General features: G+C 45.5%; 25 protein-coding genes and 1 riboswitch. Of the genes, 21 read left to right on the top strand and 4 right to left on the bottom strand.

The genetic code is table 11. The features are described from left to right. Window positions 1-11: 11 nt before the first annotated feature. Window positions 12-944, top strand: coding sequence for an undecaprenyl-diphosphate phosphatase (locus tag ACVS9P_RS03860; RefSeq protein WP_452104321.1), 933 nt, complete (start codon window positions 12-14; stop codon window positions 942-944). 47 nt (window positions 945-991) lie between these two features. Here ACVS9P_RS03860 and ACVS9P_RS03865 read toward each other — a convergent pair whose 3' ends face one another. Continuing rightward, on the bottom strand, window positions 992-1,177 hold the full coding sequence (locus tag ACVS9P_RS03865) for a hypothetical protein (protein WP_452104322.1): 186 nt from the start codon (window positions 1,175-1,177) through the stop codon (window positions 992-994). On the opposite strand from ACVS9P_RS03865, the gene ACVS9P_RS03870 reads away from it, so the two are divergent. The 9 genes from ACVS9P_RS03870 (at window position 1,176) to ACVS9P_RS03910 (ending at window position 13,899) form a co-directional block, all read left to right on the top strand. Continuing rightward, window positions 1,176-3,584, top strand: coding sequence for a DNA translocase FtsK (locus tag ACVS9P_RS03870; RefSeq protein WP_452104323.1), 2,409 nt, complete (start codon window positions 1,176-1,178; stop codon window positions 3,582-3,584). The genes ACVS9P_RS03865 and ACVS9P_RS03870 overlap by 2 nt on opposite strands. Window positions 3,585-3,635: 51 nt before the next feature. Then, window positions 3,636-5,579 carry a YgiQ family radical SAM protein gene (locus tag ACVS9P_RS03875; RefSeq protein ID WP_452104324.1) on the top strand — a complete coding sequence of 648 codons (1,944 nt, stop codon included), beginning with the start codon at window positions 3,636-3,638 and terminating at the stop codon, window positions 5,577-5,579. Next, window positions 5,560-5,781, top strand: coding sequence for a DUF3006 domain-containing protein (locus ACVS9P_RS03880; RefSeq protein ID WP_452104325.1), 222 nt, complete (start codon window positions 5,560-5,562; stop codon window positions 5,779-5,781). Before ACVS9P_RS03875 ends, ACVS9P_RS03880 begins: the two co-directional genes overlap by 20 nt. Window positions 5,782-5,792: 11 nt before the next feature. Next, window positions 5,793-5,975: riboswitch (cobalamin riboswitch) on the top strand. Between the two features lie 149 nt (window positions 5,976-6,124). Further along, complete coding sequence (locus tag ACVS9P_RS03885; protein ID WP_452104326.1) at window positions 6,125-9,193, top strand: hypothetical protein; 3,069 nt, start codon at window positions 6,125-6,127, stop codon at window positions 9,191-9,193. Between the two features lie 4 nt (window positions 9,194-9,197). Continuing rightward, complete coding sequence (locus ACVS9P_RS03890) at window positions 9,198-9,893, top strand: DUF4430 domain-containing protein (RefSeq protein WP_452104327.1); 696 nt, start codon at window positions 9,198-9,200, stop codon at window positions 9,891-9,893. A gap of 19 nt (window positions 9,894-9,912) precedes the next feature. After that, the gene (locus ACVS9P_RS03895; RefSeq protein WP_452104328.1) at window positions 9,913-10,620 is read left to right on the top strand and encodes an ECF transporter S component; all 708 of its coding nucleotides are present in this window, start codon (window positions 9,913-9,915) and stop codon (window positions 10,618-10,620) included. Beyond that, window positions 10,617-11,528: an energy-coupling factor transporter transmembrane component T gene (locus tag ACVS9P_RS03900; protein ID WP_452104329.1), complete on the top strand. Its 912-nt coding sequence runs from the start codon at window positions 10,617-10,619 to the stop codon at window positions 11,526-11,528. Before ACVS9P_RS03895 ends, ACVS9P_RS03900 begins: the two co-directional genes overlap by 4 nt. Further along, window positions 11,521-13,113, top strand: coding sequence for an ABC transporter ATP-binding protein (locus ACVS9P_RS03905; RefSeq protein ID WP_452104330.1), 1,593 nt, complete (start codon window positions 11,521-11,523; stop codon window positions 13,111-13,113). The genes ACVS9P_RS03900 and ACVS9P_RS03905 overlap by 8 nt, the downstream gene beginning before the upstream one ends. Window positions 13,114-13,185: 72 nt before the next feature. After that, a complete protein-coding gene (locus ACVS9P_RS03910; RefSeq protein WP_452104331.1) occupies window positions 13,186-13,899 on the top strand; it encodes a 5'-methylthioadenosine/adenosylhomocysteine nucleosidase in 714 nt (237 codons plus the stop codon). 58 nt (window positions 13,900-13,957) lie between these two features. Here ACVS9P_RS03910 and lexA read toward each other — a convergent pair whose 3' ends face one another. Then, on the bottom strand, window positions 13,958-14,542 hold the full coding sequence (gene lexA / locus ACVS9P_RS03915) for a transcriptional repressor LexA (RefSeq protein WP_452104332.1): 585 nt from the start codon (window positions 14,540-14,542) through the stop codon (window positions 13,958-13,960). Between the two features lie 303 nt (window positions 14,543-14,845). Here lexA and ACVS9P_RS03920 point away from each other — a divergent pair, with 303 nt between their 5' ends. Both ACVS9P_RS03920 and ACVS9P_RS03925 read left to right on the top strand, forming a co-directional pair. Further along, window positions 14,846-15,538 (top strand): peptidoglycan DD-metalloendopeptidase family protein, encoded by a 693-nt coding sequence (locus ACVS9P_RS03920; protein WP_452104333.1) that lies wholly within the window; start codon window positions 14,846-14,848, stop codon window positions 15,536-15,538. Window positions 15,539-15,844: 306 nt separating this feature from the next. Beyond that, a complete protein-coding gene (locus ACVS9P_RS03925; protein WP_452104334.1) occupies window positions 15,845-16,276 on the top strand; it encodes a hypothetical protein in 432 nt (143 codons plus the stop codon). 61 nt (window positions 16,277-16,337) lie between these two features. Here ACVS9P_RS03925 and spoIIID read toward each other — a convergent pair whose 3' ends face one another. Both spoIIID and ACVS9P_RS03935 read right to left on the bottom strand, forming a co-directional pair. Continuing rightward, complete coding sequence (gene spoIIID / locus ACVS9P_RS03930; RefSeq protein WP_266163049.1) at window positions 16,338-16,640, bottom strand: sporulation transcriptional regulator SpoIIID; 303 nt, start codon at window positions 16,638-16,640, stop codon at window positions 16,338-16,340. A gap of 87 nt (window positions 16,641-16,727) precedes the next feature. Further along, window positions 16,728-17,537 (bottom strand): YihY/virulence factor BrkB family protein, encoded by an 810-nt coding sequence (locus ACVS9P_RS03935; protein ID WP_452104335.1) that lies wholly within the window; start codon window positions 17,535-17,537, stop codon window positions 16,728-16,730. A gap of 135 nt (window positions 17,538-17,672) precedes the next feature. Here ACVS9P_RS03935 and ACVS9P_RS03940 point away from each other — a divergent pair, with 135 nt between their 5' ends. The 9 genes from ACVS9P_RS03940 to ACVS9P_RS03980 all read left to right on the top strand — a co-directional run bounded on the left by ACVS9P_RS03940 (window position 17,673) and on the right by ACVS9P_RS03980 (window position 26,426). Beyond that, on the top strand, window positions 17,673-19,037 hold the full coding sequence (locus ACVS9P_RS03940; RefSeq protein WP_452104336.1) for an MATE family efflux transporter: 1,365 nt from the start codon (window positions 17,673-17,675) through the stop codon (window positions 19,035-19,037). A gap of 134 nt (window positions 19,038-19,171) precedes the next feature. Next, window positions 19,172-20,488, top strand: coding sequence for a galactokinase (locus ACVS9P_RS03945; protein WP_452104337.1), 1,317 nt, complete (start codon window positions 19,172-19,174; stop codon window positions 20,486-20,488). After that, window positions 20,481-21,464: a galactose-1-phosphate uridylyltransferase gene (gene galT, locus ACVS9P_RS03950; protein WP_452104338.1), complete on the top strand. Its 984-nt coding sequence runs from the start codon at window positions 20,481-20,483 to the stop codon at window positions 21,462-21,464. The genes ACVS9P_RS03945 and galT overlap by 8 nt, the downstream gene beginning before the upstream one ends. A 34-nt stretch (window positions 21,465-21,498) precedes the next feature. Then, a complete protein-coding gene (galE, locus tag ACVS9P_RS03955; RefSeq protein WP_452104339.1) occupies window positions 21,499-22,509 on the top strand; it encodes a UDP-glucose 4-epimerase GalE in 1,011 nt (336 codons plus the stop codon). A gap of 123 nt (window positions 22,510-22,632) precedes the next feature. Then, window positions 22,633-23,787, top strand: coding sequence for an iron-containing alcohol dehydrogenase (locus ACVS9P_RS03960; RefSeq protein WP_452104340.1), 1,155 nt, complete (start codon window positions 22,633-22,635; stop codon window positions 23,785-23,787). Window positions 23,788-23,803: 16 nt separating this feature from the next. Then, a complete protein-coding gene (ispD, locus tag ACVS9P_RS03965; RefSeq protein WP_452104341.1) occupies window positions 23,804-24,499 on the top strand; it encodes a 2-C-methyl-D-erythritol 4-phosphate cytidylyltransferase in 696 nt (231 codons plus the stop codon). Then, window positions 24,496-24,975 carry a 2-C-methyl-D-erythritol 2,4-cyclodiphosphate synthase gene (ispF, locus tag ACVS9P_RS03970; RefSeq protein WP_452104342.1) on the top strand — a complete coding sequence of 160 codons (480 nt, stop codon included), beginning with the start codon at window positions 24,496-24,498 and terminating at the stop codon, window positions 24,973-24,975. The genes ispD and ispF overlap by 4 nt, the downstream gene beginning before the upstream one ends. A gap of 81 nt (window positions 24,976-25,056) precedes the next feature. Next, window positions 25,057-25,287: a putative Se/S carrier-like protein gene (locus ACVS9P_RS03975; protein WP_452104343.1), complete on the top strand. Its 231-nt coding sequence runs from the start codon at window positions 25,057-25,059 to the stop codon at window positions 25,285-25,287. Further along, on the top strand, window positions 25,284-26,426 hold the full coding sequence (locus ACVS9P_RS03980; protein ID WP_452104344.1) for an aminotransferase class V-fold PLP-dependent enzyme: 1,143 nt from the start codon (window positions 25,284-25,286) through the stop codon (window positions 26,424-26,426). Before ACVS9P_RS03975 ends, ACVS9P_RS03980 begins: the two co-directional genes overlap by 4 nt. Window positions 26,427-26,470: the final 44 nt, after the last annotated feature.

Consider the following 26,470-nt stretch of genomic DNA (forward strand, 5'->3'; position numbering starts at 1 on the left):
GGAGGTAACTTATGAGTATTCTGCAGGCAATTATTTTAGGAATTGTTCAAGGTGCAACAGAGTTTTTGCCGGTTTCCAGCAGCGGGCATCTCTCTCTGGCACAACATATGATGGGCCTTTCGATGCCGGGTCTTTTCTTTGATGTTATGCTGCATTTAGGCACATTGATTGCAGTGATATTTGTTTATCGAAATTTGATTCTTCGGCTTCTGCGGGAATTGGTCAGAGTGGTACAGGATCTGGTACATAGAGAGTTTCACTGGAAACAGATGAGCCCTGACCGTCGTTTGCTGATGATGTTGATTATTGGCCTTTTGCCGTTATTCCTCTTGTTCCTGCCGGTCCCTGGAACCGGTCATTCTATTAAAGACTATGCGGATATATTCTCCGAAGACAGCGATATTTTGGTTGAAGGATTTTCTTTCCTTGGTACCAGTGTGCTTCTGTACTTTGGAATACAGATGAATCGAAAAGTCCGTCCGATGATGAGAGACGGCAGAACGATGCCCGGGGGACGCAGGCAGTATAATCCCGTGGATGCGCTTTGTGTTGGCTTGGGGCAGGTAGTTGCCGCGGTATTTCCGGGCCTTTCCCGCTCCGGGACGACGCTGAGTGTTGGTCTCATGCGCGGCATCAATAAACAATCTGCTTTGGACTACTCATTCGTTATGGGAATTCCCGCTATTTTGGCAGCGGTTGTTTTAGAGACAAAAGATGCAGTTGCTCAGGGAACCGGCGGCATTGGATTTGGTGTGGTAATTTGTGGATTACTCTCGGCAATGATTGTCGGATTTCTTGCAATTAAACTGCTCAAATGGATTGTTTCTTCCAACAAGTTAGCGATCTTTGTCGTTTATACCGGGATCCTCGGCGTCTTGACCATTATTATTGGAATTATTGAGCATGTGACTGGATTCAATCTTTTCTCTCATATGCCGCTTTAAAATATTTTTTGTTATCCGTTACATAAAAAAGGAGCTTCAAAAGTGTCTCAGAAGAAAACAACAAAAAGGTCGGCAACTTCCGGCACTAAAAGATCCTCTGCACCGAGGAGCAGAAAGCCTGCTTCTAAAGGGAGGACAAATCGGTCTGCACCGGCTTCAGAACCGGTACGGCGCCGAAATAAACAAGCGGCTGCAGTGCTCTTATTTTCGATTGCAGTTCTGTTAGTCTGCATGATTATTTTACCCGGTGCCTTTTTCTGGAACTGGATTCATAATGCACTCGGCGGACTTTTTGGAAACTGCGCGATCCTTTGGCCTGCATTGCTTCTTTATATTGCAATCATAACCTCCATGGATCGGGAAGATGTCCGTTTAAGCGGCAGAGTTTGGCTGATGGTCATTATTATCACTCTGTTTTGTTCGGCAGTCTATTCTTTTGGCAGTCACAGCGGAACTGCTACGGTAAAAGAGTTTGGCAGTCAGCTGACAGCACTTTACCGCGCGGGAGCCGATGGGCAGGGCGCAGGATTATTCAGCGGCCTTCTCGGAATTCCTGTCTGTGCAGCGCTTGATTATGCTGGTGCGCGTATTTTCTTTGTTCTGGCTATTTTTGTGGGTTTGATGCTGCTTACCGGCACCACATTGATTAAATTTATTCGGACTCTTACAAAGCCGGTGGAGAAGGCTGCGGAAGCGGTCAACACGGTTCGGGAAAATCGGCAGGGAGAGATTATCCGCAGCACCGATATTGATGTGCCGTTGGATGATGGAATGCCGCAGCACCCGGTTCGCTCCAAGGCTGTTAAGACTCCTGAGAAAATTCCTGCAGAGGCACCTAAAAATGATAAATTGGAGCGGCTCAAAGAAGCGGTCAATCCTTCTGTTTTCGGGCAAGATAAAAAGCTTGAGACTCCGGATTCGAAAACGGGTTCCGAGGGAATCCCAGTGCAAATGATGCTGGAAACGCCGGCTCATGCAGATGGCAGCGCAGAAGCAGCACAGGATTTTATAAAGCGGAAACGAAAGCTCGATCAGGAGCAAAAGGCGTTGGAAACTGCAGTCAATGGAACCACCACGCCGATGGATATTTCTGTTCACTCAACAGAAGATTCGGAAGGATATCATGTTCCTCCGGTCTCTATGCTGAATGTAACCAAAGAGCCTGATCAGCAAAATGTGACAAGTGAACTTCAGCAGAATGGGCAGAAGCTGATTTCTGTTCTGAAAAGTTTTGGCGTTTCGGCAAAAATTGTGGATATCAGCAGAGGCCCTTGCGTTACCCGCTATGAGCTGCAGCCGGCAGCCGGAGTTAAGATCAGTAAAATTACAAATCTTGCTGATGATATTGCGATGAATCTGGCAGCTTCAGGCGTTCGTATCGAAGCACCGATTCCGGGAAAAGCTGCTGTTGGAATTGAAGTGCCAAATAAGCAGAAGTCAATTGTGCGGATGCGCGATCTGGTGGAGTCAAATGCTTTTGTTTCGGCTAAAAGCTTCTTAACGGTCTGTCTGGGAAGAAATATTGCAGGAGAAGCTACTGTGACCGATCTTGCGAAGATGCCGCATCTTCTGATTGCCGGTACCACTGGCTCCGGTAAATCAGTTTGCCTCAATTCTTTTATTATCAGTCTGCTTTATAAATCCACGCCGGAAGAAGTCCGCTTTTTAATGATCGATCCAAAAGTGGTCGAACTTTCTATTTATAATGGAATCCCGCAGCTGCTTGTCCCGGTCGTGACCGATCCCCGTAAAGCGGCAGGCGCTTTGGGCTGGGCGGTAACAGAAATGCTCAAGCGCTATAAGATTTTTGCCGAATATAATGTGCGTGATTTAAAAGCCTATAATGCACTTGCAAAATCCTGCAATTATCAGACGGAGGATGGCCTTCCAATGGAGCACATGCCCCAGATCGTTATCTTTATTGAGGAGCTGGCAGATTTAATGATGGCTGCTCCAAATGAAGTGGAAGATAGTATCTGCCGCTTGGCACAGATGGCGCGTGCCGCCGGAATGCATCTGGTGATTGCAACACAGCGCCCGAGTGTAGATGTGGTTACCGGCTTAATTAAAGCGAACATTCCGAGTAGAATTGCGCTCTCCGTTTCGAGCCAGGTGGATTCCCGTACAATTATTGATATTGGCGGCGCAGAAAAGCTTTTGGGCAACGGCGATATGCTCTTTTCTCCCGTTGGCACGCAAAAACCGATCCGAGTGCAGGGCGCATTTGTCAGCGACAGCGAAATCGAAAGCGTTGTAGAATACATTAAAAAGAGCAGCGAAGGCGAGTATGATCAGAAGATCGCCGATGAGATCGAAAAGAACGCTGTTGCCGAAAAAGGCAGTGATTCTGCATCGCAATCGGACAATGATCAGGATCCGATGATGGAAGACGCGATCAAGTGTGTCGTAGAGGCTGGACAAGCCAGCACCAGCCTTTTGCAGCGGCGTCTGCGGCTCGGCTATGCGAGAGCGGGACGTTTGATTGACAATATGGAGCAGATGGGGGTCGTTGGCCCGCATGAAGGCTCCAAACCGCGTAAGGTGCTGATTACTTATCAGCAGTGGCTGGAACGCAGTATGCAGAAGGGGGATGCTCCGGAACAAAAGCCGGAAGAAGCCTCCTCTAAAGAAAATTCATAAAAGAAGCAGGACTTATGCTTCTTCGCATTTTTAGCTTTTTAGAGGTGTTTTATGCCGTTTTTACCCGTTACAAATGAAGAGATGAAAGCCCTTTCGTGGGACGCTCCGGATTTCGTTTTGGTGACCGGAGATGCCTATGTGGATCACCCGACTTTCGGAACAGCAATTATTTCCAGAGTGTTGGAGAGCTGCGGTTATCGGGTGGCGATTATTGCGCAGCCGGATTGGCGCAGCCTTCGGGATTTTCAGCGCTTTGGGCGTCCAAAATTAGGATTTCTTGTGAACGCCGGAAATCTGGATAGTATGGTGGCACATTATACGGTGGCCAAACGTCCGCGGCGCATGGATGCTTATTCTCCGGGAAATCAAACCGGAAAAAGGCCTGACCGCGCGGTTACGGTTTATAGCCGTTGTATCCGGAAAGCCTATCCCGATGCACCGATTATTCTGGGTGGGCTGGAAGCTTCTCTGAGAAGATTTGCCCATTATGATTATTGGGATGATTCGATTCATCCCAGTATTCTTGTGGAAAGCGGCGCGGACCTTCTGATTTTTGGGATGGGAGAACGCCCGGTTAAAGAAGTTGCGCAGAGACTTCAAAATGGACAGAAAGCTTCGGAGATTCGGGATGTTCGGGGGACCTGCTATCTGATTCCCACAAAGGAATATGAGCCCGGACCGGCAGTCGACTGCCCCAGCTTTGAACAGGTACAGAAATCAAAAAAGGAATATGCGGTTTCCTGCCGAAAACAGCAGGATGAGCAGGATGCTTTTCGCGGGAGAAGAGTCCTGCAAAAGCACGGCAGCATGCTTTTGGTGCAGAACCCTCCCGCATTACCGCTTTCTCAAAAAGAGCTGGATGCGGTCTATGAGCTGCCTTATATGCGCACTTATCACCCAATGTACGAAAAAGAAGGCGGAGTCCCAGCTATTCAGGAAGTGGAGTTTTCCATTACGCAGAATCGCGGTTGTTTTGGTGCCTGCAATTTTTGTTCTCTTGCATTCCATCAGGGGAGATATGTGACCTCCCGCAGTGAAGAGAGCATTTTGAAAGAAGCAAAACTTCTGATAACCCTGCCGAATTTTAAAGGCTATATTCATGATGTCGGCGGGCCTACCGCCAACTTTCGTCATCCTTCGTGCCTGAAACAGGAGAAAAATGGTCTTTGCCCAGGCCCCAAAAAATGTTTGGCGCCAACCCCATGCCCGGCTTTGCAGGTCGATCATAGTGAATATTTGGACATTCTTCAAAAAATTCGAGCTTTGCCGAAAGTAAAAAAGGTGTTTATTCGTTCCGGAATCCGATTCGATTATTTGATGGCAGATCCGGATGATTCCTTCTTTCGGGAACTTGTTAAATATCATGTCAGCGGACAGCTCAAGGTAGCGCCGGAACATTGTGTGCCCGAAGTGCTGGATGCCATGGGAAAGCCTCACATTGAGTCTTTTCTGCGATTTCAAAAGAAATATTTTGCATTGTGCCGGGAATATGGAAAAGAGCAGTATCTGGTTCCGTATATGATGAGTTCGCACCCCGGAAGCACTTTGAAAGATGCTGTAGAACTGGCATTATTTCTTAAAAAACAGCACTTGCGTCCGGAACAGGTGCAGGATTTTTATCCGACGCCGGGAACGATTGCAACCTGCATGTATTATACGGGCCTCAATCCATGGACAATGAAACCGGTCTATGTGACAAAAAATCCAAAGGAAAAGGCAATGCAGAGAGCTTTGCTTCAGTATTTTGAACCGCATTTGCAGCGAGAAGTGATTGCAGCGCTGAAAGCGGCGGGACGTGCTGATTTAATTGGAGACGGTTCGCAGTTTCTTGTTCGTCCAACGCCTGAAATGCGGCGTGAACAAGCAATGAAAAAAGCAGAAAACAATCGGGAAAGCGACGAGAATGGGTCCCGTAGCTTTTTTAAAAACCAATCTCAGACCAAAAGAACAGATGGAAAGAGAGGACATCATCATTATGAGAATCGTAAGCATTGACCGCTTTGAGGGAACACTGGCAATTTGTGAAGATCAAGATGGACGCTTTTTTGCATTGGAATCGACAGAACTGCCAAAAGGAGCAGTGGAAGGGAGCGTTTTGCGGATTGATGATCAAGAGGGAACGCTTTGTATCGATGAAGAGGAAACAGCTCGCCGCCGCTCAAAGAATCGCAAAATGGAAGACAAGCTTTTTCGGTGAAAGATTGACAGATTCTAATTGATAAGATAAAATACAAAGAGACCAAAAGGGGAATGCGGTTAAAATCCGCAACAGCTCACTCTACTGTAAGGGGCAACGAAAATCCGAAAGCAGTCACTGCCAAAAGCGGGAAGACCGGATTAGTAGGCATTTGGCCCAAAAGTCAGGATATCTTTTTGGTTAAAAATAAAAAGCAAATTATTCGGTGAGGAAATTGGTTGCATAAAAGAAAAAGAAAAGATCCTTCCAGCTGAAATGATCGGAGGGCTTTGTATCCTTTTATTTGCGGCCGTAAAAGGCTGCTTTTTTATTTTTAAGAACAACAAAGGGGAAGAGAATCGATATGAAAAAACGGATTGCCAGCCTATTCTGTGCGATTGCCTTTTTATTTGTATTTGTCGTACAGCCTGCGGTGGCTCAAGAGCCAGTACAAACAGCAGGGATTACGGTAACTCTGAGAGTAGAAGGCTATGGAAACACAGAAGTGCAGCCGGTTAAGGTGACGCTGCCTGCAACTTATCAAACCTTTAGCGACTACGGCCTTAATATTAGTCAGGACCCCGGCTATGATACGCCGCTGCATGTGCTTGCGCAATACTGTAAAGACGAATATGGTGCGGATAAGGATGCAATGTCTGCTCTTATTAATGTAACGGCAGGCGGATTCCTGAATGATTTTTGTAATGATAAGGATAACTGGCCGACTGATGTTTATTGGATGTATGCAGTTAATCAGGATTCCTGCCCTTCCGACAGCAAAGGGACGGGCTATACGGCTGCGTCTTGTCCAATCAAAGATGGGGATACCGTTGTATTTTATGCCAGTTGGTATTCTTCTTTTGAACCGAGCAATTATGCTTATTTTAATGAGACGGAAGCTGCAGCGACGATTGATCAGCCGCTGACTCTTACCTTGCTTGGAAAAGGAAATATGTCGGCTCAAAGTACGGCATCGGCTATTAATGGAGCGAGTCTCCTCCTTTATGATCAGGATGGACAGGCACTTTCCAGCAGTGATTATACCCTTTCTTCTGCTAACACAGGAGCAGACGGAAAAGATTCCATTACTTTTCATAAGGCCGGTACCTATTTTGTTAGCGCAGAGAGACAAAGCACTCAATGGTACGACAGTAAGGGGAACTATGCCTATAATATCAGCAATCCAAGCTGTAAAGTAACCGTTACCCAAAATCAGCAGGAAAGTTCTTCTTTTTCTTCATCTTCTTCCTCTCAGGTTTCTTCTTCTGAAGAGTCTTCACAGATTTCATCTTCGTCGGCTTCTTCCAATAGTTCTAGTTCATCAGGGGAAACACCAATAGTCCTTTCTTCTCAATGGCCGCAGCACCTCGGAAATGCACAGAATAATGCTACCACTTTAGCTTCCACTCCTGTCGATGGAAAGCTGCTTTGGAAAAGTCAATGCAAGAATCCGAATTCGTGGGGTGGTTATGCAGGTTCTCCGCTTTTAGTCAATGGTCAGGTTTATGTGGCACGGGACAATGAAGTTCAGATTTTGAATGCTTCTACTGGAGCAATTGAAAAATCACAGGGACTGGCTTCTTCTCTGGGATACTATTCTTATCCTACTTACGGCAACGGAAAACTGTTTGTTCCTTTGGGGAATGGGCAGATTGAAGTTTTGAATGCTTCTACCTTGGAGCCCCTTTTTATCACGGAACTGATGACGGATGGTTCTGGTAATTCAAAATACCAGGGGCTGTCTCCGGTTTATTATGATGAGGCAGACGATATGTTTTATGTGGGATTGACCGATGCTTCAAGCAGCGGCACTTTTGCAGCATATTCGGCAGAAGATACGGACAGCACAAAAGGGACGGAGACGATTTCGCCCAAATGGACATACGGGACCGGCAGCTATTATGGAGCCGGTGCAGTAAAAATAGATGATCGTATTTATTTTTGCGGGGACGATGGAGTCCTTGTTTCTGCTGACGCAAAAACGGGAAGCGATCGGTCTACCTGTCAGCTTGGAAAAGTTCGTACTTCGCTGGTTTCTGCGCAGGGATTTCTTTGGGCAGCTACAGATGACGGCGTGCTTTATAAAGTAACGCCAGGGGAAAATCCTCAGATCGCAGGTTCCGTATCGCTGCCTGCCAGTGCAAAAACAAGTCCGATTGTGGTTGGCGGAAACGTTTTTGTAGCGGGCGGTACATATGGACAAGCTGGTTATCTAAAAGCGTTTGATCTGAATGATTTATCAGAGATCGCTTCACAGACGCTGGAAGATGGTGTCTGCTATGGAATGTTAGCAGCGTCGGATGCTGTTTCCAATGAGATGTGTGTTTATTTGACACAGAATAATAATCCCGGTGCATTATATTTGGCGAGGTTAAAGGGAAATTCTTTTACATTTTCGACTTTGTATCAACCGGCAGATTCTCAGCAGAATTATTGCATGAGCATCATTGCAGCTGACAATAACGGGACTCTTTATTACGGAAATGATTCGGGAGTGCTGTTTGCAATTACGAAAAATGAAAATCCGCAGCCACCAACTCCAGAATCATCTTCTTCATCAGCCTCTTCCAATCCCACTTCTTCAGAGCAAAATGGGGAAAGTTCCTCACAAGGTTCGGAGAATGGAAATCAGGATATCAGCAGCGATCAGAACGGTTCTGGTGCCGAAACCGCTTCTAATGAGGAAACGACACAAGAAACGCCGCTTGGAACGATTTGGCAAGCACTTAATGGTCAAAGTGGAGAGAACGACGATGAGAATACTTTAACCGATTCGATCGCGCAGAAAGTCCGTGAAGCAGGACAGAATGGGCAGACATTACTTTCCATTGCCAAAAAAGACGGAGAGCTTTCTTCTCAGACCTTTTCAGAACTGAAAAAGTATCCGAATCTGCGCCTTTCAGTAGATGCGGGCAATTATGCGGTCAGCTTTTTGGGGCAGGATGTACTTGATCCCACAAAAGGACTGCGGCTTGGGATTACGGTCCTTTCGGATGGGGAAACAAAGGCAAAGCTTCCGGATAATCTGGGAAACCATCTGATTATCCGTTTTGCAGACAGTGGAAAGCTTCCGGCTAAGACAACAGTGGTTTATCGTCTGCCGGAATCCATGCAGAATGAGACCACCATTTATGTTTATCGTTTGACCGATGGTCAGGACCCGCAGTTCTTGCAGCAGGCGGTTGTTGATAATAAATGCGTGATGTTTACTGCAGAATATGGTGGAGAATATCTTTTTACAACAGCCAAATTGGGGACGGCAGCTGCTGATTTGAAAGCAGGAAACGGTTCCAATCAACTTTCTCAGGGAACTGACAATTCTGTTGCTTTTCAGATCCCGGTGTGGGCTTACGTCACTTTTGCAGTTGGAATTCTTGCGATTGTTGGAGTCGTGATTTATTTAGTTCATTGGAAGAACCGAAAAGAGGAGTAAAAGTTTGAAAAGTCGTTTTGGTGTTTTCATTGTTTGTTTTTTAAGCATCCTTCTTTTTTCAGGCTGTTCTAAGGAAAAAATAACGGCGTCTCAAGTCCCTTCCGACGTGGTATCTTCACAGGTTTCTTCGGAAGAACTGCAGCAGGGATCGATTCCATCGGAATTGATGCCGGGATGGGGATCAGAAGAATCTTCTTCCGATGAGGAAAAGGTTTCTTCTGGGGAAACGCAGAATCATGAGGGTACTGCATCTGCACAAAAAGGGCAGGCAATTTCCCAAAACGGGGCGGCAGCAAAAACCGGAAATAGTGGGTCTGGTGCTGGCGAGACACAGACGCAAGAAAATCATAAGGTTCCGGTGCAGCAGATTACAGTTTCTTTTACCATTGATTCCTCTACCGCTGTGGCAAAGGGAAAAAGCGGGCCAGCCTTTTCTTCCTCTGTGACATTGAGTCCCGGTGCTACGGCTCTGGATGCACTGATGGCTTCCGGCGTTTCCGCAGATGTTTCGGGCAGTTATGTTGCTGGAATTGGCAATCTATACGAGAAGGACTGCGGTTCTATGAGCGGCTGGCTTTATGCAGTTAACGGTCATGCTCCCAATATAGGCTGCGGCAGTTACGCTCTCAATAACGGCGATTCTGTGCTCTTTATTTATACTTGCAACATGGGAAAAGACATAGGATATGGAATTGGTTAAAAAGGATTGAATTTAAAACATGAAACGAGCTTCCCTTTTGCGTGTTTTTGAGGCAGCGGCCGTTATTTTGCTGCCGATAGCGTTGGTGGGTTCGGCATTTTTAGAGGCGGAAGCTGCTGCTGCGCTCAGTCTTTTGTGCGTAGGATTGGCGCTGATGCCTTTTCTTTTATCATTTGAAAATAAAAAACCGCGTCCGAGAGATTTGGTCCCAATTGCAGTGATGAGCGTGATTGCGGCTTTAGGAAGAACGCTTTTTTCAGCGATTCCAAGCTTTCAGCCTGTAAGCGCAATTATTCTGATCACGGCGATTGTGTTCGGCCAAGATGCCGGATTTTTAACCGGTGCTTTGACGGCACTTTCGAGTAATCTGCTTTTAGGGCAGGGACCGTGGACTCCATGGCAAATGTATGCGTGGGGAATGATCGGCTTTTTTGGAGGCCTGCTTTACCGAGCAGGCTTTTTTCGAAAACGCTTTTTTTTGCTTCTTTTTGGATTTATCAGCGGAATCCTTTTTGGGTGGTTTATGGATTTGTGGTACGTCCTTGGATTTATCCGTCCCGTAAATCTTGCCGCTTTTTTAGCGGCCTTTGCTTCCAGCGCGTGGATGGATCTGATTCACGGGATTTCTACTGTGTTATTTCTTTTGCTTTTGGAAAAGCCATGGGGCAAAAAACTGTATCGGATTCGGGAAAAATATGGGATTGGGCCGGAGGTAAAAGAAAAATGAAAGAAGAACCTATTTTTTCTACCCTGCATCCCGGCTTGCTTTTCTTTTATTCTCTGACAACTGCCATTTTCGCAATGTGCAGTCTGAATCCACTTTACCTTGGAACTAGCCTGATGGCAGCACTGCTGTCATATTCTTTTTATTTTGGTGCAAAAAGAGCCTTGCGTATTTTTATAGAGGGCCTTCCGGTGGCTTTTGTTTTTGCCGCTTTTAATGTGCTTTTTAATCATCGCGGAAAAACAATTTTATGTCATTTGTTTGGTTCTGCAATTACGCTGGAATCGTTTCTTTATGGGCTTTGCAGTGGGATTATGCTTTTAACGGTTTTAATGTGGTTTCGTTGTATGGATGTCCTTTTGACGACGCAGAAATTTTTGTATCTTTTTGGACGAAGGTTTCCAAATCTTGCCCTCCTTTTATGTATGACACTGAGGCTTTTTCCCAAAACAGAAGAACGAATTCGCTGTATCCGTCAGGCACGGCATAGTTTGGAATCTACGTCCGACCGCTTTGGCGATAAAATTAAAAATGGAATGCGCCATATTTCCTGTCTGCTCGAATGGTCGATGGAAGACGGTCTTGATACGGCTGATTCGATGAAAGCACGCGGTTATGGGATTATGGAGCGAACTTGCGGAGAAGAGTATCCGTTTACCGGGAAAGATTTTTTCTGGCTGGTTGCTTTTTTGATCCTTACTTTCCTTTCTGCCTTTGCAATTTTTGGGAAGAATTCTGTGATGCAGTATTTTCCGCAGCTCCATTTTTCCGCGGATATTTGGTCCATTATTTTAGCAGCTTTTTATTTCACTTTTTTGATTCTTCCGGTTTTATGGGAGAAAATCTCAGAGATTCGGCTCTTTTGGGCGCAGAAAAAAATCCAGAACAGAAGGAAGAAATCCTATGAGTGAATTGGTCAAACTTTCTCATTTTTCATTTTATTATCCAAAACAGTTGTCTCCAGCGGTCCGAGATGTGACTTTGACAATTAAGAGCGGAGAATTCTTTTTGCTCTGTGGTGCTTCCGGTTGCGGAAAAAGTACGCTTCTGCGCAGCCTGAAGCCTCAAATTACGCCGCATGGAATGATAAAGGGAGAACGGACTTTTAAGTTTTCTGAAAATTCTGATACAGATCAGACCGCCTCCGAGATAGGCTTTGTTTTTCAAGATCCGGAAAATCAAATTGTCACGGATACGGTTTCTCATGAATTGTCTTTCGGTCTGGAAAACCTAGGGCTGCCTCCAATTGAAATTCGGCAGCGGGTGGCGGAAACCGCTTTGTTTTTGGGAATTGACCATTTGATTCAAAAACCGGTCAACGAGATCAGCGGCGGGGAAAAACAGCTTTTAAATCTGGCAGCGATCCTTGCGATGCGCCCAAAGCTGCTTTTGTTAGATGAACCGACGGCTCAGCTTGACCCGGTTGCGGCGAAACATTTTTTGGAGCTGCTTCTAAGAGTGAACCGCGAAATGGGAATTGCAGTGATGGTCAGCGAGCATCGTATGGAGGACTTACTGCCAATCTGTGATCAGGTTTGTTTGATGGAAGAGGGGGCACTTCATATGCCGCTGCCGCCAAGAGAGTTTGTACGCAATATTATGGAAAATCCCGCCCATCCATTTTGGGAAGCAATGCCGGCGGCTTCCAGGATTGCTTCCCAAAATGGTGCTTTAGATGAGAAAATACCGCTGACTGTGCGGGAGGGCAGAGTATTTTTGCAGAATTTTCCAGAAGGAGAAATGAAACTGCCGGTTTGTTCAAAGGCGGATTGGATTTTTTCCTGTAAGGAGATCTGGTTCCGCTATCGAAAGGAATTGCCATTCGTGCTGCGCGGAGTTGATTTTTCGCTGCATAGCAGAACAATTCATGCTCTTCTCGGAGGAAACGGTGCAGGAAAAAGCACTTTGTTTCAGTTGCTTTCCGGAGAACTTTTTCCGCAGAGAGGGAGTATCAAATGGAAACATCCGAAGCCTCGCATTGCTTTTCTATGGCAGGAACCAAAGGCGATGTTTAGCCGGGATACCGTAAAGGAAGAGCTCCTTTCACAAAACGGTGCATTAGAGCTGGGACAAAAAATGGGGCTGGAGCCGCTCTTTGAGCGTCATCCCTATGATCTGAGCGGGGGAGAGCAGCAGCGGCTGGGCATTGCCCTGGTTCTTGGAATACAACCGGATCTGCTGCTTTTAGATGAACCGACAAAAGGGCTTGATCCATGGAATAAAAAACTTTTAGCAGAATTGCTTGATCGTTATCGTCGACAGGGCGGAACCGTTTTGTTAACCACTCATGATGTAGAATTTGCCGCTCGCTTTTGTGACGAATGCAGCCTTCTTTTCGGAGGGCGGATTGTATCCAGCGCGCCGACGCGCACGTTCTTTTCTGCCAATGCACTTTATACAACAGATGCAGCGCGGATTATGAATGGAAAAATCAAAAATGGACTTTTGTGTGAAGATGTCGGACAGGGGCTGAAAACGTATAAAAATCAGTTGTAATAAAACTTTCTGCGTTGATTTTTTAGAAGGCGTCCATTATACTAATGGTATCTATCTTGAGGAGGAAAATCTGTGATTGGAATTATTGGAGCGATGGAGCTGGAAGTTCAAGAAATTCGCTCAGAGATGAAAAATATTCATACGACTACCATTTTAGGAATTCATTATGATCAGGGGACGATAGAAAATGTTCCGTGTGTACTGGCGCGCTGCGGAGTCGGAAAGGTTGCGGCGGCGGCCTGTGCGCAGACGATGCTGCTCGAGTATCACCCGCAGCTGGTGATCAATGTAGGGGTTGCCGGTGGGATTGGAGAAGGAATTCAGATCGGCGATTTAGTGATTGCTCAAAAGCTGGTGCAGCATGATATGGATACGACGGCTGCAGGAGATCCACCTGGATTTTTAAGCGGCCCGAATTTGATTTATCTGGAAACGGCAGAAAAAGTTCTTAAGACAGCGGTGAGTGTTTCTTCTCAGTTTTATCCTTCTCCGGTTCATTGTGGGATTATTGCTACCGGAGATCAGTTTGTGGCAGATGGAGAACTGCGCAAAAAAATCTGTCAGCAGTTTGATGCGGTTGCCTGTGAGATGGAAGGCGGCGCGGTCGCACAGATTTGCTGGAATGGAAAAACGGATTTTTTGGTTTTGCGGGCAATTTCAGATAGTGCAGACCAAAAGGCTGTTATGGCGTTCCCGATGTTTGCACGTATGGCTGCAAATAGAATGTTTCAACTTTTGCCAAAGCTTTTGCCGGCCTTAGAAGGGCTCTATCATTCTTCAAATTAAGCTTTTATAAAATAAAAAAGCCGGTATCATTTTTTATGATACCGACTTTAAAAATTCTTTATGGTTCATAATAACGGTAGACTGCAACTACGCGGCCCAGAATCCGGACTTCCTTCGAATAAATTGGGGAAAAATCAGGATTTTCAGGCTGTAGACGCACACGATCCTTCTCTTTGAAAAAGCGTTTTACGGTTGCTTCGTCTTCAATCAGCGCAACAACAATTTCTCCATCAGAAGCTGTTGGCGTCTGCACTGCAACGACAATATCTCCGTCTAAAATTCCCGCATTGATCATGCTTTCTCCGTGGACATTCAGTGCAAAATATTCACCGCTTTTGTTTTTGGGAGAGTAAGAAACATAGCCTTCGTTTTCCTGTACGGCAAGAATCGGCTGCCCTGCAGCGACGCGACCAATAATCGGCACCTGAATCGTGGGGGTTTCTCCCGCCATATGGATTGCGCGGTTAAGACCGGCGTCTCGGGTGATAAGCCCCAATCTTTCCAATGTTTTTAGATGTGCATGAACGCTGGAAGTGGACTTAAGCCCTGTTGCGATACAGATTTCGCGCACCGTAGGCGGAAGTCCGCTTTGTGTCCGTTTCTTTAAATAATCATAAACCTTTTGTTGGCTTTTAGTCAGCATGAGGGACCCCTCCTTTGTTTTCATTGCCATTATATCATGCTTTTCGACAGAACACAAACATTCGTTTGATGTATGTGCAGAATTAATATATTGTTCATAAATAATTAACAACATTTATGAATGATGTAGGTATACTATAAAAGAAATCAAGAGAACGGAGCCGCACCGTTCTTTTGATGCATGTTCTACCCTCCTCAATTTACCCCTCAAGCTTAAGAAAAGAGGTCAAGCTTTTTGCTTGACCTTTTTTTCTTTGCATAAAATGCCAATTTTAGATCCATACTATGTTCGGAGGTGGCAGATTTGAGCAATTTGCATCTTGTGAACAAAGACAATGGTGGAAAACCGGGGCGCAGCTTTTATGTTGCTTTGGGACTCTGCCTGGCGGCGGTCGCGGTGGCGGGATGGACCACTTATGACAGCATGGTACATTATGCCGATAATACTGCCAGTGCAGCGCAGAATGCAGCAAATACAGTCAGCGGCGTCATGGTGTCGAGTACATCGGCGCTTGTTCCAGAAGTTCCTTCAGAAACCGAAACATCATCTGTAGCATCTGAGGAAGAGACCGTTAAAATCGTTCCCGCTGAGGCGGCAGTTACGCAGCTAAATAAACCGATACAGGGCGATATCATTACGGCGTTTAGTGAATCTCCGGTTTATTATGAATCACTGGGAGACTGGCGGGCACATACCGGGATCGATATTGCGGCAGATGAAGGCGTTTCTGTTGGTGCAGCAGCTGCAGGTTCGGTTTCTGCAGTTGAAGACGATCCGCTTTACGGAACGGTCGTTACTGTTTCGCATCAGGGTGGTCTGACAACCATTTATGCGGGGTTGTCCGGTTCATCCGTTAAGCAGGGGGATCAGGTAAAGGCTGGGCAGGAACTAGGCCGGCTTGGATCTGTTCCTGCAGAAGCGGAAGAAGAAACCCATCTGCATTTTGCGGTGCAGAAAGATAGCACTTTTGTAGACCCTCAAACTTTATTTTCCTGAAGCTCTCGTTCTCGTTAAGGAGCAGCCGTGAAGCGTGATTTTCGCTTCACGGCATTTTTTATTCTTAAATAGACTAAAATATATGACAAAAGTATTAATTTTTTATGAAACTTGATTTACAAATATTGAATTATGTAAACGCTAATGATATAATAAAAATACAAATGAGAAAGGGAGATGAAAAAATTTTTACAAAATGTTAATGAAAATTCAACGCTCTGTTTCCATATGGAGCGATCGAAAAGCATATACTTAAAACTGTCAGGAACAAAATGACTTAAAAAGTCAATGAAAGGAGACCTGATTGTGAGAAAACATGCACCTGTTCTCGTTTGCGTAACAGGCCAGCACGATTGTGACCGGTTAATTCGTGTGGGCAAGACGATTGCCGAAGAGAGACATAGTCCTCTACATGTGGTCAGTGTTGTACCGAGTGACACGAAGGATTGCTGTGCAGAACTAGAGTATCTGAGGCAGAACGCCCAGAATGCAGGAGCAGAGATGACCATATTTTTTCATGACGAACCGGCTTATGTGACAGCGGCTTTTTTGAAGCAGATCGGCGCACAACAACTGGTAACCGGCATGGCAGAGGCACCGATCAATGGATTTATAGAAGTGATTCATCAGCTGATGCCGCGTGTACCGATTGCGATGGTGGATAAGGACGAAACAGTTTATCATATTTGTCCTTCTGCGCAGACGGCAATTTCTCAGCAGCCCATATGGTCACGATAAAAAATACATAATTGTAAAAAAGAAAAAGCGCCTGATGAATTTCGTTCATCAGACGCTTTTATTACTTTCCGGCTTTTTTTATGTAAGAAAAATTTCGGTGCTGTGATTTTTCTTCTGAAATCCGGCGGTATTTTTCCCGGGTTGCCTGCCCGCCACGGATATGCCGCTGGGCCTTATTAAGCTCCAAAACCTCTTTGACCTTCTGATAAAGTTGGCGATCAATCTGCTGGAGCCGCTGGGCGACATCTTTGTGGACGGTCGATTTAGAAACGCCGAATTTTTTGGCAGCAGCGCGTACAGTGGCACCGCTTTCGCAGATATATTGTCCGAGCTCAACCGCCCGCTCTTCTACATTGCCTTTCATAAGCTTGCCCTCCCATATCCAATTGTTCATTCTTATGCGAAGAACATTATTTTTATGAGATGACAAGCAATTTTATCAAAAGAAAGTTTATCGGGAATGAGAAAGAAGAATGCTATTAAGCTCCGCTCCCATTAAAATGATCATTCCGCTTAGGTAAAACCAGAGAAGCAAAATGATAACGGCTCCGATTGCGCCGTAGACGAGCGTGTATTTTCCAATATGCTCTACATAAAAGGCATATCCGCCGGAAACCAGAATCCAGAAAATTAGTGCGCAGATTGTTCCGGGGAGCGCTTCTTTTGAGGAAAGCCCGCCGGGAGCGAGGCGATAGAGAGAAAGCAGAATCCAGAAAACTAAAGCGGCTAAGAGAAGCATTCGAATCAAAGACCAATAAGATTCCAAAAAATGTAGGGGAGGAATAAATTCTGCTAGAAAGTGAATCGCACCGGGGCTTAAGCTCAAAGCGATGATGCTGATAAATACAGTACCGATCAAACCTAAGGCAGAGACGAAAATCAGAGCCTGCTTTTTAATAGGAGCGTTTTCGCGCAGAGGCAGACTATGTGCACGGCGTATTCCAAGGATTAAACAATTCATAGCACGCATGGAAAACCAGACGGTCAGAGAAAATCCCAGCATAAAGGAAGGGGCGCTGGGGGATTCTGCAAGGTAAATAAAATAATTTTCGATAATTTCGATGACTTCTTCGGGAAGAAGCCCCGCAAAAGCTTTAACAGAAACTGGCTGCAGATGAAATACACCCGGTAATGAGCTGATCATCAATAAAAATGGAAAGCAGGTAAAAATTAAGTAGTAAGAAAGCGCGGCGGCGCTGCGCCCAATTCCGTCACGAAAGTAACGGAGAATCAGTTTACGGATTATTTTTGGAAATGGCAATCCTGTCACCTCGATTTTTATATTTATCATGGATGAAAAATGAAATTACTCCAGTTTCTTTACTTTTTGTAGTCTCCTCGGTACAATAAGAAAAGAGTTTTGTTTGAAACTCTGAAAAATGAGGAGGACTTTTTTTTGGATCTGAGAGATGGAGTACAGCATACACTTTTTACGAAAAGAGATATTTCACGGCTTTTGTGGCCGCTTGTAGTAGAGCAGATACTGGAGGTCACTGTCGGAATGGCGGATGTTCTGATGGTTTCTTCTGTGGGGGAAGCAGCGGTCAGCGGTGTTTCTTTAGTCGATATGATCAATGTACTGATTTTAAATATTTTTGCGGCGATGGCGACCGGTGGAGCGGTCGTGGTCAGCCAATGGCTGGGGGCTCAGGAGCGGGAAAAAGCCTGCCACACAGCTGCCCAGCTTTTAACTGCCGCCTTTTTGCTGGCAGTTTGCATCATGATTTTGGTGCTCGTTTTTCGCAGTTCGCTTTTGCATCTTTTTTTTGGCCCCGTGGAACCGGATGTGATGGATGCCTGCCTTATTTATTTTTCCATTTCAGCATGGAGTTATCCCTTTATTGCACTTTATAATGCGGGTGCCGCCCTTTATCGTTCGATGGGGAACAGCCGTATTTCTATGTATACTTCGATTTTTATGAATATAGTCAATGTCAGCGGGAATGCGATCTGTGTTTATGGATTGCATATGGGAGTTGCCGGGGTAGCAATGCCGTCTCTCGTTTCCCGCTTTTTGGCGGCGATTTTGATGATGCTGCTTGTTCGTTCAAAAGAAAACAGCGTCTATGTGCGTTATCGTTGGAGCGAGCTTCGACCTAAAGCACCCTATATGAAGCGGATTTTACATATTGCGCTTCCAAGTGCCCTGGAAAACAGTATGTTTCAGTTGGGCAGAATCCTTGTTGTCAGCATTATCACGAATTTTGGCACGACTCAAATTGCTGCGAACGGCGTTGCCAATAATCTTGATAATTTTGGCTGTATTCCAGGGATGGCCATCAATCTTGGGATTATTACAGTCGTGGGAAGATGTGTAGGTGCAGGCGATTTAAAACAGACTCGTTATTATGCTAAAAAACTGATGCGGGTGTGTCTCTTGTGCACAGCAGCTTTAAATGGAATTATGATGCTGACGCTTCCGCTAATCTTAGGGCTTTACAGTTTATCCGCTGAAACAATGCAGCTTACTGCAACCTTAGTCTATATTCACAGCGGCTTTTTAATCCCGCTTTATGTGCCTGCATTTTCAATTCCTAATGTACTGCGGGCATCAAATGATGTCAAATTTCCAATGTGTATCTCGATTTTTTCCATGTGGATTTTCCGCATTATATTTAGCTATATTTTGGGAATTTACTTTGGAATGGGTGCAATCGGCGTTTGGTGTGCAATGGTGGCCGATTGGGCTTTTCGTGCAATTTGTTTTTCGGCTCGTTATTTTCGTGGCCGATGGACAAAGTATGCGAAGTACCATACTTAATAGCATGACCAAAATGCACCATTTATCCATAAATAAGATTGATTTTATCCTTGCGGGAATTGCAGGGAGAGATTAAGATAAGAATAGAAAATGCAGCTTTTATAAGGATCAATATGGAGAGGAAGCGTTAGAGAGTGAAATTGCAGGAGTTGAGCGCCGCTTTGCAGAACGGTGAATTTGACCGGATTTTTCGGTATCTCTATGAAGAGGATGGAGAAGAACTTGCCAGAGAGCAGCTGCGCTATCTGCGTGCTGCAGAACGCTTTTCCGGATATTATGGGAAAAGACGCGAAGTAGAACTTTTCAGTGCTCCCGGGCGCACGGAGATCGGCGGAAACCATACGGATCATCAGCATGGGTGTGTGCTGGCAGCGAGCGTTAACATGGATGCGATTGCAGTTGCCTCTAAAACTGAGAACGGAAAAATTCGAATTAAGTCAGAAGGATTTTCTGAAGATGTAATTGATCTTTCGGATTTATCGATTAAAGAAGATGAAAAAAATTGCAGTGTTTCCCTGATTCGCGGAATTGCTGCGTGGTTTCAGAGTAAAGGCGGAAAAATCGGCGGATTTGATGCTTATACTACTTCGAATGTTTTATCAGGAAGCGGACTTTCGAGCAGTGCTGCCTTTGAGGTGCTGGTAGGGACGATCCTTAATGGACTTTATAATGGGCAGAGATTTTCTCCGGTCGAGATTGCTCAAGCTGGCCAGTATGCAGAGAATACTTATTTTGGCAAGCCTTCCGGACTGCTCGATCAGGCTTCCAGCAGTGTGGGAGGATTTGTGGCGTTCGATTTTGCAGACCCTCAAAAGCCTTTGGTCGAAAAAGTGACATTCGATTTTTCAAACAGCGGTTATACGCTTTGTGTGGTGGATACGCATGCTTCCCATGCAAATCTGACCCCGGATTATGCGGCAATTCCAAAAGAGATGAAGGCGGCTGCCTCTTTCTTTGGAAAGGATTTTTTGCGCGATGTTCCAGAAGAAACGTTTTATCAGAATCTTCGTGAAGTGCGCAAATCTGCGGGAGATCGTGCGGTCTTGCGCGCCATGCACTTTTTTGCAGAAAATCGCCGTGCCCAGGAGGAGACAGAGTGTCTGAAAACGAAAGACCTCGATAAATTTTTTCAGCTCCTGATCGATTCGGGCAGATCGTCTTTTATGTATCTGCAGAATGTATATTCTCCGGCTCATCCGGAGCAGCAGGCGGTCAGCCTGACTCTTGGTCTCTGTGAACGGCTTCTTTCGAAGACAGGCGGCTCGTGGCGGATTCAGGGCGGGGGCTTTGCCGGAACAGTGCAGGCCTTTGTTCCGAACGAAAGCCTGGAGCTTTTTCGCAAAGAGATTGATGCCTTTTTAGGAGAGGGCTCCTGCCATGTACTCAAAATTCGTCCGGTAGGCGGGGTCTCCCTGACACAAGAAAATGGAAAGGAAATTTGCGATGGCTGAATTAAGATGGAATCCGCTTTTAAAGGATTGGCATATGATTGCGAGCAACCGACAGAATCGGCCGCAGATGCCAAAAGATTATTGCCCGTTTTGTCCGAGCTTTGGAAATGTGCCGGATTATGAGGTAATGGAGTATGATAATGATTTTCCGGCGCTGACCCAGGACCCTTCGGAGCCCGACCCGGTGGGAAATGAATTTTTTAAGGTCGCGCCAAACTACGGAAAATGCGAAGTGATTCTTTATTCTCCCGGACATACGATAACGCTGCCGCAGCTTTCGGACAGCCATATGAGAAAATTGGTGGACTTATGGTGTGAACGCTTTTTAAAGATGGCAGAGGACGAAAAAATTAAATATGTGTTTCCGTTTGAAAACCGCGGGGATGTTGTAGGCGTTACGATGCCGCATCCCCATGGGCAAATGTATGGATATCCTTTTATTCCAAAGCGGATACAGGTTGAAGCTGAGAGTGCAAAGGAGTATTATAGTAAGAACGGGAAGTGCCTGTTTTGTGAAATGCTGAATCAGGAGAAAAAGGCAAAGTCACGAATCATTTTCGAAAATGAATTTTATACGGTTTATCAGCCGTTTTATACGGATTATCCTTACGGGGTTTATCTGATCCCAAATCGTCATGTGGCATATCTTACCGAGCTGACTGATGCGGAAAAAGATGCTTTGGGGATCACGATCCGTGACACTGTTGGAATGCTGGATTCTCTTTTTGATGATCGGTTTCCTTATATGATGTGTATGTATAGCGCTCCGGTCAATGCCGGGGATTATGAAAAAGATTTTCACTATCATATTAAATTCTTCCCGCCGATGCGCAGTGCGGAAAAACAGAAGTTTAATGCTTCCAGCGAAACGGGAGCGTGGGCCAACTGCAATCCGACCTGCCCGGAAGAAACCAGCAAAGAACTGCGCGCGGCTTATGAAAAATATCTACAGAACCGTCCTGTGCAGAATCAGTAACAGTGCCGTATGATACGGTGGAAAGGAACTTTTTATGAAGACAGTTTTGGTAACAGGGGGCGCTGGATTTATCGGCAGTCATACCTGTGTAGAACTTTTAGAGAACGGATATTCCATTGTTGTAATGGACAATTTCGTAAATTCCAGTATGGATGCTGTAAAAGCGATTCATAAGATTACCGGAAAAGATTTTCCGTTTTACGAATGCGATATGTTGGATGAAGGGGCTTTCGAAAAAATCTTTGCAGAGAATCATATCGATGCAGTGATTCATTTTGCGGGACTAAAAGCGGTCGGAGAGAGTGTTTCCAAGCCGCTGGAATATTATCATAATAACTTGACCGGAACCTTGATCCTTTTAAAATTGATGCGTAAATATCATGTTAAACAGTTCGTATTCAGCTCTTCGGCAACCGTATACGGCAGCGAAAATCCGGTTCCGTTTAAGGAAGATATGAAGATTGGTGGGACAACCAATCCTTATGGAACGACAAAAGTGATGATCGAACAAATTTTGCAGGACGTCTGCGTGGCGGATAAAGAAATGCAGGTCGCACTTTTGCGGTACTTTAACCCGATCGGAGCGCATCCGTCCGGATTGATCGGAGAAAATCCAAACGGAATTCCAAATAATCTGATGCCTTATATTGCCCGGGTGGCAGCAGGAGACCTTCCGTGCCTTTCCGTCTATGGAGACGATTATGATACACCGGACGGAACCGGTGTGCGGGATTATATCCATGTTTGTGACCTTGCGACCGGCCACATCAAGGCTTTGGAAAAACTGGATTCTATTAAGGGCGCAGAGATTTATAACCTCGGTACCGGATGCGGCAGCTCGGTGCTGGAAGTGGTTCATGCATTTGAAAAAGCAAGCGGAAGAAAGGTTCCGTATAAAATTACGCCGCGCCGCGCCGGAGACATTGCCACCTGTTATGCAGATGTTTCCAAAGCGAAGGAAAAACTGCATTGGCAGGCAAAATACAATTTGGACGATATGTGCCGTGACAGTTGGAATTTTATTCAGCACACTAAGCAAAATTGAAAAAAAGCTCCGCGTTTTGCGGGGCTTTCTTTTTATAAAATTTGTGAAACTTTTGCCGGAACCAAAAGTTTTTGTGATATGATAGAAGAAGAAGTTTTTAGGATTAGGTAAGGAGGATCATTCATGGCTTTTTGTCATTTTATTCCAACGAAAGTTCTTTACGGGAAGGGAAGCTTAGAAACACTTCATGAGCAGAAGATGCCCGGAAGAAAAGCGTTGATTGTGATTTCAGCGGGAATCTCAATGAAAAAATACGGCTATCTGAAACGGATCGAAGAGCAGCTTGATAAAGCAGGCGTCATGCACGTCTTATTTGATCGGATTCAGCCGAACCCAATTAAAGCACATGTCATGGAAGGGGCCAAGCTTGCAAATGCGGTCGGCTGTGATTTTGTCGTTGGTTTAGGCGGCGGCAGCAGCATTGATTCGGCAAAGGCAATCGCCGTGATGGCAACAAATCCAGGGGATTATTGGCAGTATGTAGAAGGAGAGCCGCTGAAAAAATCTCCTCTGCCGATTGTAGCAATTCCGACGACCGCCGGAACCGGGACGGAAGCAGATCTCTGGACGGTGATTACAAACGAAAAGACGCAGGAAAAAAGAGGATTCGGCTGTGACGAAACTTATCCGAAAATTGCGGTGGTGGATTCTGACCTGATGATGACTGTTCCTCCCCGTTATACGGCTTTTCAGGGGTTTGATGCACTTTTTCACAGCACGGAGGGATATCTTTCCAATCAAGCTGACCTTTTCAGCGATTTATATGCCCTCAAAGCGATTGAGCTGATTGGGAAAAATCTCAGAGCGGCTGTTGAAAATGGAGAAAACGAGGAAGCCCGCGCTAATATGGCACTGGGAAGCATGATCTCTGGATTTGTGGAATCTACGGCCGGGTGTATCTCGGAACATTCGATTGAGCACGCACTCAGCGCGAAGCATCCGGATTTGCCACATGGAGCGGGACTGATTATGATTTGCGAAGCGTATTACCGCCAGTTCTGCAACAAAGGCTGCTGCGATGAACGTCTGGTTCAGATGGCCAAGGCACTCGGAAACGAAAAGGCAGAGAAACCGGAAGATTTTGTAATTGCTCTGCATGAATTGATTGAGGCGTGCCATGTAGATGATTTAAAAATGTCGGATTATGAGATCCTAAAGGAAGATCTTCATGCGCTGAGAGTAGACGCAATGGGTTCGATGGGCGGCAATTTCAAAAAGGATCCGGCGCCCCTTTCAGGGGACGAAGTGGAAGCAATTTTAGAGGTTTCTTACCGGTAAAAAGGAGCGGATATTTTTGCAGGAAAAGGAGCAAAAAGCGGATTGCTGTGCAGTGATCGTGGCGGCAGGGACTTCTAGTCGTATGGGGTTTTCCAAGCAGGAAGTCCCTGTTTTAGGGATGCCTGCACTGGAATATTGCCTATATGCATTCGAAAAAGTGCCGCGGGTCGGAGCAATTGTAGTCGTCTGTCCATCGGGAAAACAGGAATTTTATGAAAAATGGCTTTTGCCGAAATTCCATAAGCAGCTTCTCGTTATACAGGGCGGCGACACCCGACAGCAATCGGCTCAAAAAGGGGTTGAGGCGTCACCTGATTATCCACTGGTTGCGGTACATGACGGAGCCAGAATTTTAATTACGCCGCAGGAAATCGAACGCGTTATTTCCAACGCCGAAAAATATGGTGCTTCTGCATTGGCGATGCCGGTAAAAGATACCATTAAAATAGTCGATGAAGAGGGGCTCGTTTTAAAAACCCCGCAGAGAGATACTCTTTGGGCGGTACAGACGCCTCAGGTGTTTCGGCGGAAACAATATTTGGAGTTCCTGAAGAAAGCGGATGGCGAGGATACGGATGACTGCCAGCTGTTTGAAAAAGCAGGCGAAAAGGTCCATCTTTGTAGAGGCAGCTATACGAATTTTAAACTGACCACACCGGAAGACTTGAAATTTGCCGAAGTAATCCTGAAAAAACGGGAGGAAAACAGATGAGAATTGGGCATGGATATGATGTTCACCGCTTAGTTGAGGGACGAAAGCTGATTTTAGGGGGAATAGAGATCCCCTATAAAAAGGGACTTTTGGGGCATTCTGATGCAGATGTATTGCTGCATGCAATTTCGGATTCCCTTTTGGGCGCTTTGGCGTTGGGAGATATCGGATGTTTGTTTCCTGATACCGATCCCACCTATGAGGGGGCGGATAGTCTGCTCCTGCTTCAAAAAGTTGTGCAGAAAGTTCGTGAAAAAGGCTACTCTGTTGAAAATTTGGATGCGACAATTTTGTGCCAGGAGCCAAAGCTGCGCCCTTATATTGCGGAAATGTGCAAGAATATTGCGAAAGCTTGTCTGATAGAACCCCAAAGAGTCAGCGTAAAAGCAACGACGGAAGAAGGCCTCGGTTTTACCGGTTCCGGAGAAGGAATCGCTGCTCACTGTGTTTGTCTTTTAACAGAAAAAAATAATTAAATACCTTCTTTTCTTGAATCGAAAATAGTCAGATTGGCGTCCCTCTGCATACTCTGGAGTAAAACAGAGGGGTGGTAAACTATGGAAAGACCTATGATTCTGGTTAGCTCAATTACGTATGCATTAAAAGGGCGGGATCTCCTGCTTTCTTATAGAATTTCTTCTTTTGTAGAACGAATTCCTCATTTATCAAAACAAACAGGCTGTGGATATGCTTTGTATGTACCAAAGGAAACGGATGAAGCAGAAACAATTCTCAAAGAAGCTGGCATTAAGGTTCTCGGGCGTGAGAAAAGGGCGAGTACAGTATGATTTATCTCGATAATGCGGCAACTACATTTCCAAAGCCAATAGAAGTTTGGAAAGCAATGCAGCTTGCTTTGGTGCGTTATGGGGCAAATCCGGGCAGGTCCGGACACAGTATGAGTCTGCGTGCTGCAGAGGAAGTTTATCGTTGTAGGGAAGCGGCTGCAAAACTTTTTGATGCTGAAGGACCAGAAAATGTGGCCTTTACAATGAACTGCACGCAATCCCTGAATTTTGCAATTAAAGGTCTGGTAAAAACTGGGGGGCATGTGGTTACTTCTAATTTGGAGCATAATGCCGTAATGCGCCCTCTTGAAGCGCTGCAGAAAGAGGGAATCATTACTTACACGCAGGCAAAAGTTGTTCCTGAAGATCATAATGCCACACTGGAGAATTTTAGAGAGGCATTGAGGGAGAATACTTGTTTAGTCGTCTGCACACAGGCTTCCAATGTTTGGGGCATTCGAGTTCCGGTAGAGCGAATCTGCGCAATGGTCAATCAGTATCAAATTCCGATGGTGGTAGATTGTGCTCAGACAGCAGGAGTGGTCCCGATTTCCATGAAAGACGGATATGCCTGCATTTGCATGGCAGGCCATAAGGGACTCTATGGCCCTATGGGAACCGGAATCATGGTTATGCGCTCCGGACTTTCTATGAAAACGTTGATAGAAGGAGGAACCGGAACAGATTCTATGAATCTTTCACAACCAGAGACGATCCCAGACCGTTTTGAAAGTGGAACTGTTAATCTTCCTGGGATTGCCGGACTTCATCAAGGAATTTTATTTGTTCAAAAGAAAACGCTGCCTAAGATAGCAGCTTATGAAATGAAACTTTCACAAATGTTTTATGCCGGTCTGAGCCATATGAAAAATGTGAAGCTCTATACACCGATGCCGTCATTGCCTGATTATGTTCCGGTTATTTCTTTTAATATTGAGGGAATGGAAAGTGAGGTAGCCGGGGAAAATTTAAACAAAGAGGGAATTGCGGTGCGTGCTGGTCTGCACTGCGCACCCTGTGCACATCAGGCACTTGGAACTTTGGAAAGCGGAGCTGTTAGAGTTTGTCCTTCTGCTTTTACAACAGAAAAAGAAATCCAAATGGCTTTAAAAGCGGTAAAAAAAATTTCTGCTAGCTAAACAGAAAAGGTGTTTTCATCTTCCGATAGATATGTTAGAATAAA

The sequence above is a fragment of the Caproicibacterium sp. NSD3 genome (assembly GCF_053613275.1).